This is a genomic window from Weissella sagaensis, from assembly GCF_005405285.1.
GTDB classification, from domain to species: domain Bacteria; phylum Bacillota; class Bacilli; order Lactobacillales; family Lactobacillaceae; genus Weissella; species Weissella sagaensis.
In genome coordinates, this window is the sequence record NZ_BJDT01000006.1 from 52,439 (window position 1) to 66,270 (window position 13,832).

At 36.1% G+C, this 13,832-nt stretch carries 11 protein-coding genes; all 11 read left to right on the forward strand.

The annotated features are described in order from the left end of the window. Window positions 1-3 precede the first annotated feature (3 nt). The 11 genes from coaD (at window position 4) to FFM55_RS07020 (ending at window position 13,829) form a co-directional block, all read left to right on the forward strand. The gene (gene coaD / locus FFM55_RS06970; RefSeq protein WP_042492558.1) at window positions 4-480 is read left to right on the forward strand and encodes a pantetheine-phosphate adenylyltransferase; all 477 of its coding nucleotides are present in this window, start codon (window positions 4-6) and stop codon (window positions 478-480) included. 2 nt (window positions 481-482) lie between these two features. Then, on the forward strand, window positions 483-1,526 hold the full coding sequence (locus FFM55_RS06975; protein ID WP_042492560.1) for a SepM family pheromone-processing serine protease: 1,044 nt from the start codon (window positions 483-485) through the stop codon (window positions 1,524-1,526). Window positions 1,527-1,773: 247 nt separating this feature from the next. Continuing rightward, window positions 1,774-2,772 (forward strand): lipoate--protein ligase, encoded by a 999-nt coding sequence (gene lplA / locus FFM55_RS06980; RefSeq protein WP_042492571.1) that lies wholly within the window; start codon window positions 1,774-1,776, stop codon window positions 2,770-2,772. 15 nt (window positions 2,773-2,787) lie between these two features. Beyond that, window positions 2,788-3,924, forward strand: coding sequence for a thiamine pyrophosphate-dependent dehydrogenase E1 component subunit alpha (locus FFM55_RS06985; RefSeq protein WP_042492573.1), 1,137 nt, complete (start codon window positions 2,788-2,790; stop codon window positions 3,922-3,924). Window positions 3,925-3,926: 2 nt separating this feature from the next. After that, window positions 3,927-4,907, forward strand: a complete 981-nt coding sequence (locus FFM55_RS06990; RefSeq protein WP_042492575.1) for an alpha-ketoacid dehydrogenase subunit beta — start codon at window positions 3,927-3,929, stop codon at window positions 4,905-4,907. After that, window positions 4,900-6,201 carry a 2-oxo acid dehydrogenase subunit E2 gene (locus FFM55_RS06995; protein ID WP_137600772.1) on the forward strand — a complete coding sequence of 434 codons (1,302 nt, stop codon included), beginning with the start codon at window positions 4,900-4,902 and terminating at the stop codon, window positions 6,199-6,201. The genes FFM55_RS06990 and FFM55_RS06995 overlap by 8 nt, the downstream gene beginning before the upstream one ends. A gap of 2 nt (window positions 6,202-6,203) precedes the next feature. Next, window positions 6,204-7,610, forward strand: coding sequence for a dihydrolipoyl dehydrogenase (lpdA, locus tag FFM55_RS07000; RefSeq protein WP_042492580.1), 1,407 nt, complete (start codon window positions 6,204-6,206; stop codon window positions 7,608-7,610). Window positions 7,611-7,644: 34 nt separating this feature from the next. Further along, entirely contained in the window at window positions 7,645-8,442 is a 798-nt protein-coding gene (locus tag FFM55_RS07005; protein ID WP_137600773.1) for an alpha/beta fold hydrolase, read from the forward strand. 174 nt (window positions 8,443-8,616) lie between these two features. Then, window positions 8,617-10,248, forward strand: a complete 1,632-nt coding sequence (locus tag FFM55_RS07010; protein WP_042492584.1) for a peptide ABC transporter substrate-binding protein — start codon at window positions 8,617-8,619, stop codon at window positions 10,246-10,248. A gap of 661 nt (window positions 10,249-10,909) precedes the next feature. Next, window positions 10,910-11,875 carry a bifunctional glycosyltransferase family 2/GtrA family protein gene (locus FFM55_RS07015; protein ID WP_269317126.1) on the forward strand — a complete coding sequence of 322 codons (966 nt, stop codon included), beginning with the start codon at window positions 10,910-10,912 and terminating at the stop codon, window positions 11,873-11,875. Continuing rightward, window positions 11,865-13,829 (forward strand): glycosyltransferase family 2 protein, encoded by a 1,965-nt coding sequence (locus tag FFM55_RS07020; RefSeq protein ID WP_042492585.1) that lies wholly within the window; start codon window positions 11,865-11,867, stop codon window positions 13,827-13,829. Before FFM55_RS07015 ends, FFM55_RS07020 begins: the two co-directional genes overlap by 11 nt. Window positions 13,830-13,832: the final 3 nt, after the last annotated feature.

Consider the following 13,832-nt stretch of genomic DNA (forward strand, 5'->3'; position numbering starts at 1 on the left):
GCGATGGTTAAAGCATTATTTCCAGGAAGTTTTGATCCATTAACAAATGGACATTTAGACATTGTGAAGCGAGCTTCACAATTGTTTGATGAAGTTATTATTGGTGTTGGCACGAATTTGAGTAAAAATTATTTATTCGATGCTGATGAAAAAATCAGTTTAATTAAGGAAGCAACGAAGGATGTCTCTAATACTAGTGTTGTAAAAATGCATGGTTTAACGGTGTCTTTTATGCAAAATGTTGGTGCTGATGTTTTAGTACGTGGCTTACGGAATGAAAAGGATTACTTGTATGAACGTGATATCATGCAAATGAATATGGATTTGGCATCAGTTGAAACAATCTTTTTATTAGCAAAGCCTGAACACCAATTTATCTCGAGTTCATTGTTAAAAGAAATTGCTAGCACTGGTACTGATATTTCTGCTTATGTTCCACATGCTGTGAAAAGTGCTTTCGATAAAAAATTAGGTAAATAATTATGGCAAAAACAAAAAAACGTTTAAAGATAATTGGCATCGTTAGTCTTGTCATCATTCTAATTGGCTTATTTGTGCCATTACCATTGTATTCGGAAACACCAGGTGAGGCTGATGATTTGAAGTCGTACATTAAAGTTGATGGTAAAAAGCCGAAAGTTGACGGTCAATACATGATTACAGCAGTTTATTTATCGCAAGTTAATGGTATTGGCGCAATTATTGCAGCGTTAAATCCAACGGCATCGTTGATGACAAGTCGTGAAGCAAATGGTGGTTCCAGTGCTACGGAAAGTAAAGAAATTAATCGGATTTATATGAATTCGGCGGTTAATGAAGCTAAAGTCAATGCCTATAAGGCAGCCAAAGTACCTTATAAACGAACATTTAACGGTATTTATGTTATGTCAGTACAAGATACTTCAAATTTCAAAAAATATCTAAAGGTTGGCGATACAGTTACTGCTGTTGATCAAAAAAAATTTAATTCTGCACAAGGGTTTCAAAAGTATATTCGTGCTCGTAAAGTAGGCACGAAATTAACGATTACATATAAACATAAGAAGCAAGTTAAACAAGCGACAGGTAAGTCAGTTGCGCTTGAAGGTACTAAAAACTTACCAGGTATGGGAATCGGCTTAACGGATTCAGTTGCGGTCTCATCACCACGTAAAATTAGTGCAGACATGGGAGAAATTGGGGGCCCATCTGGTGGTTTGATGTTCTCATTAGAAATGTATGATAGCTTGGCAAATGAGAATTTGGCAAATGGGCGTAAAATAGCGGGTACCGGAACAATTGATAAAGCAGGTCATGTTGGTGAAATCGGCGGGATTGATAAGAAGGTTATTGTTGCACATGAAGCTGGTGCTAAAATTTTCTTCGCACCGTATATTAAACCAACAAAACAAAACTTGAAATATGAGATTGACGGTCAGACTAATTATCAACAGGCTGTTAAAACAGCCAAGAAGTATGCCCCTAATATGAAAATTGTGCCAGTTAAAACATTTAATGATGCATTGACATACCTACGTGATAAGTAAAAAATAGTTTCATATGCGCAACATAAAAAAATAAATAAAAAAGACGATACAAAAAAACAAAAATATGTTTTTGTATCGTCTTTTTTATTTTAAAATATTTAATTCACTAAATTAAGGGATAATAAAGTGACATTAAATGTATAGTAATTTATGTTTTAACGCTTTTTTTCCTTGTTTAAATATAAGTGTTATAATTATCGTAAAGAAAGCATGTAAGCGCTTTCTTTTGAAAAGGGGGGGAACAATCGTGAGGTACATTAACTATTTGGGCACTGATGCCTATCAGAATATTGCGATGGATAGCTGGTTACTATATAACCTAAAGCCAGATGAACCAATTTTTACGTTGTGGCAGAATAAAAAGGCTGTCATTGTCGGACAAAATCAAAATACGTTCGGTGAAGTGAATCAGGAATATGTGGACAAAGAGGACATACAAGTTGTCCGCCGTATGTCTGGTGGTGGTGCTGTATATCACGATTTAGGAAATATTTGTTTCACTTTTTTCGTACCAGTTGAGAGTAGTAGTCAGGTGAATTTCAAGCAATTTGTGGAGCCTATGTATAACGCACTACAATCAATTGGTATTGATGCTAAGATTACGGGTCGTAATGACTTGGAAGTTGATGGAAAGAAGGTGTCAGGAAATGCGCAACGGTATGCTGGTGGATATTTAATGCATCATGGTACGTTGATGTGGGACACCGACGTTGATGCAATGGTACGTTCATTGAATGTTGCTGATGAGAAGTTTATTTCCAAAGCAGCCAAGTCAGTACGTGCACGTGTTGGTAATATTAAAAATTATGCACCAGAAAACCAAACTTTAGAAGGATTTATGGATGCACTTCGTTATTACTTATCTAATCAAGGTAAGGATGGCGAATTGATTCTAACTGATGATCAGATCGCTGATATTAAGCGTTGGCGTAATGAAAGATTTTCAACTTGGGAGTGGAATTACGGTAAGAGTCCTGATTTTGATTTTGTAAATCATGCAAAATATGCTGGGGGTAGCGTCGACGTTAAAGCAAACGTTAAGGAAGGTAAAATTCAAGATATTGATTTTACGGGGGATTTCTTAGGCGTACGCGATTGGCGTGAAATGAAGGATGAATTTATTGGACAAACTTTCTCTCAAGATGCAATCTTGAAAGTTTTAGATGCTAATAAAGATGGTCAATATTTTGGTGGTATTACTAACAATGAGTTAGCGGTATTGTTTACTGGAGACGGTGATAAGTAGAAAGGGGCTACACGCATGGCAAGTATCGCAGATGCAAATAAGAAGGTTTTGGATTTTGATGGACAGTTGCAAGCACAAGATGATTTTTTCCCAACGTTAAAGTTGTTGGATAATGATGGGAAGCTATTGGATAAGGCTGCTTACAAGCGTTCAGAATTAACAGATGAAGATTTAGTTGAAATTATGAAGCGGATGTTATTTAGTCGTCAATTAGACATTCGTTCAACAAAGTTAGCAAAGCAAGGACGTTTTGGGTTCTTCGCACCAACTGCAGGGCAAGAAGCTTCACAAATGGCATCAGCTTATGCATTTGGTAAGGAAGATTGGTTGTTCCCAGGATACCGTGATATCCCTGAAATTGTTAATAAGGGTTGGCCAGTTTGGAAGGCTATCCTTTGGTCACGTGGACACGCTAAGGGTAACGAGTTTACGACTGAAGAAGGTGAGCCAGTTAACTCATGGATGCCACAAATCATCATCGGTGCGCAATATGTTGAAGCAGCAGGTGTTGCTTTGGGATTAAAGAAGCGTAAGCAAGACGCTGTCGCATATGCTTACACTGGAGACGGTGGAACATCACAAGGTGATTTCTACGAAGGTGTTAACTTTGCTTCAGCTTATAAGGCAAATGCCGTCTTCTTTGTTCAAAATAATGGTTATGCTATTTCAACACCACGTGATTTGCAAACAGCTGCACCACATTTGGCTGCTAAGGGTTGGGGTTCAGGAATTCCAAGTCTAGTTGTTGATGGAAACGATCCTTTGGCAATGTACTTAGCTTCTAAGGAAGCACGTGCTTGGGCAGTTGCGGGTAATGGACCAGTCTTGATTGAGACATTGACTAACCGTTTGGAACCACACTCAACTGCTGGTGATGATCCATTACGTTACCGTACTAAGGAAGACATTGCTGAGTGGTGGAAGAAGGAACCATTGATTCGGATGCGTAAGTTCATGACAGAAAAAGGTGTTTGGGATGATAAGCAAGAAGAAGATTATATTGCTGAAGTAGATAGTTATATCGATGAGCAAATTAAGATTGCCGATAATATCGAAAAGCAAAAGATTTCTGACTTCCTAAAGAACACTTTGGAAGTTCCAGGACAAGCTATGAAAGAACAAATTGAGCACTTCGAGAGCGAGGGTAAGTAATTATGGCTAATAAAACATATATTGCAGCAATTCAGGATGCCTTAGATTTAGCTTTAGAAAAAGATGAAGACACATTAATTTTTGGTGAAGACGTTGGTGAAAATGGTGGTGTGTTCCGTGCAACTGATGGACTGCAGGCAAAGTATAGTGAAGATCGTGTGTTTAACACACCATTAGCAGAATCAGGAATTGGTGGATTAGCAATTGGTTTGGCAACAACAGGTTACCGTCCAATTATGGAAATTCAATTCTTTGGTTTCTTGTTCGAAGTAATGGATTCAATTGCTGGTCAAATGTCACGTGCACGTTACCGTTTTAATGGTACACGTAATATGCCAATTGTTGTTCGTTCACCTTATGGTGGTGGAACCAAAACACCAGAAATGCACGCCGACAATTTGGAAGGGCTTGTTGCACAAGTTCCTGGATTACGTGTTGTTATGCCAGCTAACCCCGCTGATGCAAAAGGATTACTATTAAGCTCAATTGAATCAAATGATCCAGTTGTCTTCTTGGAAAACTTACATCTTTACCGTTCTATGAAGGGCGAAGTCGCAGATGGCTATTACACAACACCATTAGATAAAGCAGCTATTGTCCGTGAAGGATCTGACGTAACCATTATTTCTTATGGTGGCGCTGTTCCATTATCATTAAAAGCAGCTGATGAGCTAGCAAAGGACGGTATTGAAGCTGAAGTCATTGATTTGCGTACGGTTTCACCAATTGATATTGAAACTATTGGTGAGTCAGTTAAGAAGACTGGTCGCGTTGTAGTTGTTCAAGAAGCGCAACGTATGGCGGGTGTTGCATCAACAGTTATGTCTGAAATTTCAGAACGTTTTATTCTAAGTTTGAAGGCACCAATTGGACGTGTAGCAGCACCAGATACAGTTTATCCGTTTGCACAAGCTGAAAATGATTGGATGGTTAAGGCCGATGATGTTGTTTCTAAGGCCAAGGAGGTTGTAAACTATGACTGAGATTTTTAAAATGCCGGACATCGGTGAAGGAATGGCCGAAGGTGATATCACTAATTGGTTAGTCAAAGTTGGTGATAAGGTAGCTGTTGATGATTCAGTTGCTGAAGTACAAAATGATAAGTTAGTACAAGAAATTTTGTCACCATACGCTGGAACGGTAACAAAGCTCTTTGTTGAACCAGACACAACTGTTGAGGTTGGTGATCCTTTGATTGAGTTTGATGGGGATGGTTCTGGTAGTGCTGCTGGTGAAGAGTCAGCACCTGCTGCCAAGGAAGAAGAAAAGCCAGCTGAACCAGAAGCAGCACCAGAGGCTCCGGTAGAACCAGCATCTGCAGGTAATGTTGTTGCAACTAACGGTCAAATTTTGGCAATGCCATCTGTACGTCATTACGCATTTGAAAATCAAATTGATTTGAACCAAGTACCTGCTACTGGTCGCCATGGTCATATTACAATGAACGATGTTGTTGGCTTTACTGGTTCACAATTAGGTGTTGAAGAGCCAGCAGCACCAGCACCTGAAGCTCCAAAGCCAGAGGCACCTGTTGCTCCGGCTGGACCAGCTCCAAAGATAGAACCAGCTGAGATGAAGTCTGGTCGTCAACCAATGAGTGGTGTTCGTAAGGCAATTGCTAAGGCAATGTCAGTACAAAATGCTACGATTCCAACGGTTACGAACTTTGATAGTGTTGAAGTATCAAAGTTGGTTGCACACCGTTCACAATTCAAGGAATCTGCTAAGGAACAGGGCGTTAAGTTAACATACTTGGCATATGCAGTTAAGGCATTGGCAGCAATGGGTAAGAAGTTCCCAGAGCTTAATGCATCAATTGATATGGATAGCAATGAAGTTATCTATCATGATACTGTAAATGTTGGTGTTGCCGTTAACGCACCATCAGGTTTATATGTACCAGTTATTGCACATGCTGAGAGTAAGTCAATTATGGCAATTGCAACTGAAATTGCCGACTTAGCAACAGCTGTTCGTGAAGGTACTATCAAGCCAGCGCAAATGCAAGGTGCAACAATTACTATCTCTAACCTAGGTTCAGCTCGTGGAACATGGTTCACACCAATTATTAATGGTAAAGAATCAGCTATTCTAGGGCTCGGATCAATTCTTAAAGAACCAATTGTTGATGAAAACGGCGAATTGGCAGTTGGACAGAATATGAAGTTATCACTAAGCTATGATCACCGTTTGATCGACGGGATGTTAGGTCAACAATCTATGAATTACTTTAAGCAATTGTTGGCTGATCCAAGCTTTATGTTGATGGAGGTATAAAAATGGTTGTTGGTGCAGAAGCAACAGACGTTGGTACAGTAGTTATTGGTTCAGGCCCTGGTGGCTATGTCGCCGCAATTCGAGCAGCTGAACTAGGTCAAGATGTTACCATTATTGAGCGTGATAATATTGGCGGTGTATGTTTAAATATTGGATGTATTCCATCAAAGGCATTGATTAATGTTGGCCATCATTATCGTGAATCACAAGAAGAAAATCCATTTGGTTTATCATTAACAGGTAAGTTAGACTGGGAAAAAGCACAAGATTGGAAACAACACAAAGTTGTTGAACAACTTACGGGCGGTGTTGCGATGCTTTTGAAAAAGCACCATATTCAAGTGATTAAAGGTGAGGCCACATTTACTGATAACGAAACTTTAAACGTTGTACAAGAAGATGGTCACCAATTGTTGCGCTTTGAAAATGCAATTGTGGCTGCTGGTTCACGACCTGTTAAGATTCCAAGCTTAAAGTTTGGTGGTCGTATTGTTGATTCGACTGGTGTCTTGAGCTTGCCAGAAGTACCTGAGCGTCTAATTGTTGTCGGCGGTGGTGTTATTGGTTCTGAATTAGGTGGTGCATATGCCAACTTAGGATCAAAGGTCACAATTGTTGAAGGTCTTGATCACACATTGAATGGTTTTGATAAAGAAATGACAAAACCAGTGTTGAATGACTTCAAGCAACACGGCGGTGAAATCATCACGTCAGCAATGGCTAAGGGTGCTACTCAAACTGATAAAGAAGTCACATTGACTTATGAAGTTGATGGTAAGGAACAAACGGTTACCGGTGATTATCTTTTGGTATCAGTTGGACGTAAAGCTAATTCCGATACACTTGGATTAAACAACACTGATATTAAAGTTGGTGATCATGGTTTGATTGAAGTAAATGACCAAATGAAGACGAGTGTATCTCACATTTACGCAATTGGTGACATTGTTGCTGGTCCAGCATTGGCTCACAAAGCAAGTTTTGAAGGTAAGGTGGCAGCAGCAGCTATTAGTGGCGCTGCAAATGCACGTGATTTGCACTACTCATTACCAGCAGTTGCTTATACACAGTATGAACTTGCTACGACAGGGGAAACGCCAGATTCTGTTAAAGAAAAGGGCTTGAATGCTAAGATTAGCAAGTTCCCATTTGCAGGTAATGGACGTGCATTAGCTATGGATGCAGGTGTCGGCTTTATTCGCTTGATTACCGATAAAGAGAGTAATGCAATGCTAGGAGCTCAAATTGTCGGTCCATCGGCTTCAGATTTGATTTCTGAGCTTTCATTGGCAATTGAGAATGGCTTAACTTCAGAAGATATTTCTTTGACTATCCATCCACATCCAACTTTGGGTGAAGCAATTATGGATGCAGCCGAAGTAGCGGATGGTTTGGGTATTCATGTATAATGGATAGAAATAACTAAATTGAGGTGGGTAAGCAATGTCTTTCTTTAAAACAAATGACGGTGTGCGATTACATTACCAATTTGATGGTAATTACGATCAACCGGTAGTTGTACTGCTAGGTGGTTATACAAGTATGATTACGACTTGGACGGCACAAGTTGATGATTTTAAACAAGCTGGTTTTCGTATTTTACGTTTTGAATATCGTAATCATGGTCGAAGTGAGCAAACGGACAAAGGTTTACGCATTTCACGGTTAGCGATGGATTTACAAAATTTGTTGGAATATCTACATGTTGAAGATTTTAGCTTAGTTGGTCACTCAATGGGAGCAATGGTGGCTAGTCAGTATATTTCTTTGTTTGGTGACCAGCATGTTAAAGCTTTGGTAACTGAAGATCAGACGCCTAAAATGTTAAATGAAGATGGTTGGCAGTATGGTATTGCTGATTCTTCATTTAAAGAAATTAGTCGAATTGCTGATGATTTTCCCAAAACGAAGTTAATACGCCAAACCATCGATAAAGAATTGAAACAACAAGTTTCAGCTGGTTATGTGCCATTTAATTTCAAAAAGAATCGACCATTAATGGTTGATGGTATTGTTCAGGACTGGCGAGACGTTGTTGCGAATGAACGTATACCACATTTGTTTTTAGCTGGTTCAGCTTCGCCTTTATATCCAGTAACACATACGCAAGCTGCCCGTGAATTACAACAAGTTGAAAATTCTGCTGTTCATATTTTTGATGGCTCCGGTCACATTCCACACTTAGAGTTTTACAATGAATTTAATCGTATTGTTATCAAATTTATTACAAAAAACCAGTGATAAATTTCATTAAAATATTGATTTAATAACTTAATACCATATAAAAGCCAAAGTTTATTACTTTGGTTTTTTTTGTTTTCTAAAAATAAGATTAAAAAACAATTAGACTAAATGAACGATATATGGTAATATAATGAAACAATTAACAGAGATAGGATGTAGAAGGTGAAAACTATGAGAAATATTGGGAAAATTACGGCATTAGCGGCGTCGGTTACAATGATTGGTAGTGTTGCGTTACCTGCAATCACTGCCTCAGCAGCGACAACAGGCAAGACAATCAATTGGTCTGAGGTAGCAGCATTACCAACCATGGATCCAGCAAAATCAACGGATACGGTATCAGCTGATGCTATTGGCGCAACAGGCTTACCATTGGTTCAATTTGGCAAAGGCAATAAATTAGAAAATGAAGCAGCTAAAAGTTATGAAAAATCATCAGATGGTTTAACTTATACTTTCCATTTACGTTCAGGTTTGAAATGGGAAAATGGTGAGGCGTTAACAGCTAAGGATTTTGTTTATGGATGGCAACGATCAATTGATCCTAAGACTGCATCAGAATATGCTTATTTGCTTGATAGTGTAAAAAATGCGCAAGCAATTCAAGATGGTGATAAACAACCAACAGATTTAGGAATTGAAGCAGTAGATGATCATACATTGAAGGTAACGTTAGAATCACCTTCTTCATATTTCTTACAAGAAATTACAATGCCAGTTTTCTTTCCACAAAATGAGAAATTTGTGAAAGAGCAGGGAAGTAAATATGGTACGTCTGCTAAAACTTACTTGTCAGCAGGTCCTTATAAATTAAAGGGATGGTCTGGATCAAATAACAAGTACTCATACGTGAAGAATGATAAATACTTTGACGCTAAGAAAGTTAAAACAAATAAAATTGCTGTGCAGACCATTAAGGATCAAAACACAGGTTATAATTTGTATCAAGGTAAGAAATTAGATTTCACGCCACTTTCTCCTGATCAAGTTAAGGCCTCGAAGAACAAATCAGGATACAAAGAAATTAAGACTGGTGCAACACAAGCTTTGCAAATGAATCAAGAAAAAGTACCAGAATTTAAAAATACAAAGATTCGTCAAGCAATTTCTTATGCAATTAATCGTCAAACATTGTCAGATAAAATTGTTACGGGTTCAGCTATTCCGGCAACAACTTATACACCAAAGGGGTTGGTAAAGAATCCAAATAATAATAAGGATTTTGCAACTGATGCTGAAGTGAAGGGCGCAATAAAGTTTGATAAGAAGAAAGCTGCGAACTTATTTAAAGAAGGATTGAAAGAAGAAGGTAAGTCTGATTTGTCAGTACAATTACTGACTGATGATGATGATACATCAAAGCGTGTCGCACAATTCTTACAAGAACAATTAGAACAAAACCTAAAGGGAATGGATGTTTCAATTAAAACAGTTCCAAAGAAGCAACGTTTGAAGTTGAGTACAGATGGTGATTTCCAAATGCTAAACTTTGGTTGGTTAGCTGATTACCCGGATGCTTCATCGTTCTTAGATTTGTATAAGTCTGATGCGTCATATAATTATGGTAAGTGGCAAAATGCTGATTACGATGCTACGTTAGAAAATGCTGAAGGTAAGAATGCTAACGACAAGAAGGCACAATATGATGACTTTAAAAAGGCTGAGCAAATTTTGGAAAAGGAAGCCGGTGTGGCACCGCTATACTACCGTTCAACAGCATCATTGTTGAATCCAAAGGTTAAGGGTGTAATTGCTAACCCAACAGGGGCACCATTTAATTTCAAATATGCAGTTAAAAAGTAATATAAAATTAATAACTAAGAACACTAGTAGTAATATATGAGGTGTGCCCCGAAAGAAAAAATTAACTTTCGGGGCATTTTTGTGATTAAAGTTTAACACTACGATAATAAGCAACGTCTATAAATGAAATTAGATAGTGGATTATGTTACTTATTAAAATAAACTATTTAACGGTGTTTGATAGATCTTAATAAATTAATTATTAGTGCTTTTCGATTTCGATACATAAATAATTTTATTATTATATATAATTTGTAGCCAAATAATGTCAAATATATTTGTTATTTAATAACAGGTATACCTTATATTAATCTTAAGTTAATGAATATTTTATATTGTTATATACAAATATACATTAAAAAAACACATAAGGTGACTAATTACTGTTGTAACGCATTGTGTTAAATTAGTTGACATTGATTATTTATAATTGTAAACGCATTCAATTACAAATGTTGATATGGCGCTAGTTGACGCCCGTATTGAAAGTATGTACACTTTTAAATTCGTAGAACAAATAAGATATGTGAGATGTGATTAGATGAATAACAAATTATGTGATATTGCAATATTGATTCCAGCTTTTAATCCTGATGAAAAGTTATTGAAATTATTATTTGAAATTCACCAACAAAAAGGATTTAACTAAGATATCATAATCATTAACGATGGTTCAGAAGATGATTTAATTTTTTCAAAAATACAGCAAAATTATTCTAAAGTTAAAATATTAACTCATGAAAAAAATCGTGGTAAAGGACAAGCATTAAAAACTGGTTTTAATTTTATACTAACTAACAAGACAAATATAAAAGGGGTTGCCACAATTGATTCAGATGGTCAACATAAAGTGGTTGATTTAAAGAAACTTGAACATCATTTTATGAAGCATATGAATGATTTAATTATTGGCAGTCGTAATTTTGGTAAAGATGTACCATTACGCAGTAAGGTTGGCAACATTGTCACTAATCAATTAGTGAATCTATTAACCGGAATTAAAGTTAGTGATACACAAACTGGTCTGAGAATTGTCCCAATCAAATATATTAAACAATTAATAACATTTTCTTCAAATAGATATGAATTTGAATTTGATATGCTATTAGCAACTAAAAAAGCAGGTATTAATATTCGGGAAGTCCCCATTCAAACTGTTTATTTAGATAATAATGCGACTTCTCATTTTAGAGTGATTGCTGATTCGTTATCAATTTATAGTCGTTTTTTCAAATTTGCTTTTAGTGGCATGGGGTCTTTTTTGATTGATATAGTTTGTTTTTATATTTTTATTTACTTAATGGTTGGGAAGTCAGGTAATGCAATCTTATTGGCAACAATAATTGCACGACTTTGTTCAGCTATATTTAATTATATAATGAATAAAAAATTTGTTTTTTCAACTAGCAATTCACAACCATTAATTAAATATGTTGTTTTAATGTTAAGTCAAATGTTAATTTCAGGATTATTAACAACACTATTGACTCACTTAGCAAGACAAATGTATGAAACTGGTTGGATTACTTTAATTAAGATTATTGTTGATAGCTTTTTATTCTTAATTAGTTACCAAATTCAAAAGCATATTGTGTTTAAAAAAGTGGTGCGATCAAATGCAGCTTAAATTATATAAAAAAGTGTTATCTATCTTAGCTGTTGTTTTAACGATAATATATTTAATTTGGCGAATCTTTTTTACAATACCTAGCTATCAACACCATGAATTTGCATTTGTTTTTGCGATTGCGTTATTGGTAAGTGAAATAATATCAAATTTCACAGCATTTATTTTAATATTTTTAAGACTACGTTTTAATAAAAAACATAATAACGAGTTAGCGTTGCCAGAAATTAGTCAGTATACCAAGTGGCCTGATATTGATGTCATTATTGTCACACATGATGAAGAAATTTCATTATTACAAAAAACGGTTAATGCTGCTGCTAATATGACACCAGGATATGAGCAAAAGGTAAATATTGTCATTGCTGATGATGGCAACCGTTTGGCTGTAGAAAAGTTAGCAATGGACTATCATGTGAAATACATTGATATGCCTGAGAAAAATAATGCTGCCAAAGCTGGCAATATTAATCATGCTCTACAGCAACTATCAGCACCTTTGGTAGCTGTTTTTGATGCAGATATGATACCTTTTAAAACGTTTTTGTTACACTCAATTCCTTATTTTATTAAAAATGACTACGAACAACAAGAAGATGAAAATATTAAAAAATTAGGTTTTTTACAAACGCCACAAAGCTTTTATAATGCTGATATTTTTCAATACAATTTATTCTCAGAAAAAACAGCGACTAATGAACAAGATTTCTTTTCACGTGATATTAATGTCTTAAATGGTTCAAATGGCGCAGCAATATTTACCGGATCTAACGCCGTTTTTTCTCGAGATGCAATTAATGATGCAGGTGGTTTTCCTGAAAAAACGTTAACTGAAGATTTTGAATTAGGTGTACGAATTAATATGGCCAACTATACGAGTATGGCGACTGAAATTCCTGAATCAAGTGGTATTACACCAATGGATGTGAAAAGTGTCATTAAGCAACGTATTCGTTGGGCACGTGGTGTTACACAAAGTGCGCGTAATATTCATATTTTTTTCAACCGTAAATTGCCATTCATTAATCGTATGATTTTAACAAATGTTTATCTTTATTGGTGGTCGTTTATGCGCCGATTATTATTTATTTTGGCACCAATATTATTTGCTATTTGGCATGTTCAAGTTGTTGATGCCAATTTTTGGGTATTATTACTTTTTTGGGCACCAGGTTATTTCTTATTACATTATGTAATGGGGATGTCTAATACGAACATTCGTGGTGAACGGTGGGGTGAAATTCAAGAAACGTTTTTTGCACCTTATTTATGGCTACCTGTTTTATTAGAAACATTTGGTATCAAGCAAACAAAATTTAAAGTAACTGATAAAAATAATGGGCAGTCAACAAGGGCTTTACTGTATGGTGTACCTTATTTAATTTTGTGGTTATTAGATGTTTGGGCTTTGATTGTATTTAATTATGGTAAATGGGGATCAGAAATTATGTATGGTGCTGTCATCAGTTTTTGGTTATTAACACATTTAGTTAACTTAACTTTTAGTTTATATCTGGCATGGGGGCGTCAAATTAATCGTAAATTTGAACGTTTTGCACGTGAAATTCATGGCATCATCATAAACAATGATCAAGTTGAAAGTGTAATTGAAACAATTGATGTTTCTGATAGAGGATTATCGTTTAAGTCACCCGGCCCGCTGTTGTTACGAATAGGCGACCATGTCATGGGGACGCTGTATTACAATGACGAGTCTATTCAATTTACAGGTATTATACGTGTTACCTACTCTAACAATAAATATGGGTTAAGCATTGAAAATATGACTGATGAAAATCAAAATAAATTTTATAGTCTCATTTATGATGGGCAAAATATGTCATTGCCTTGGAAACAAGATGCTTGGATGACAATTTATGACGCATTGTTAATAAACATGATTTATCATCTTAAAAATAGTTGGCATAGAATAAGTACAAAAAGGAATGGATAGACA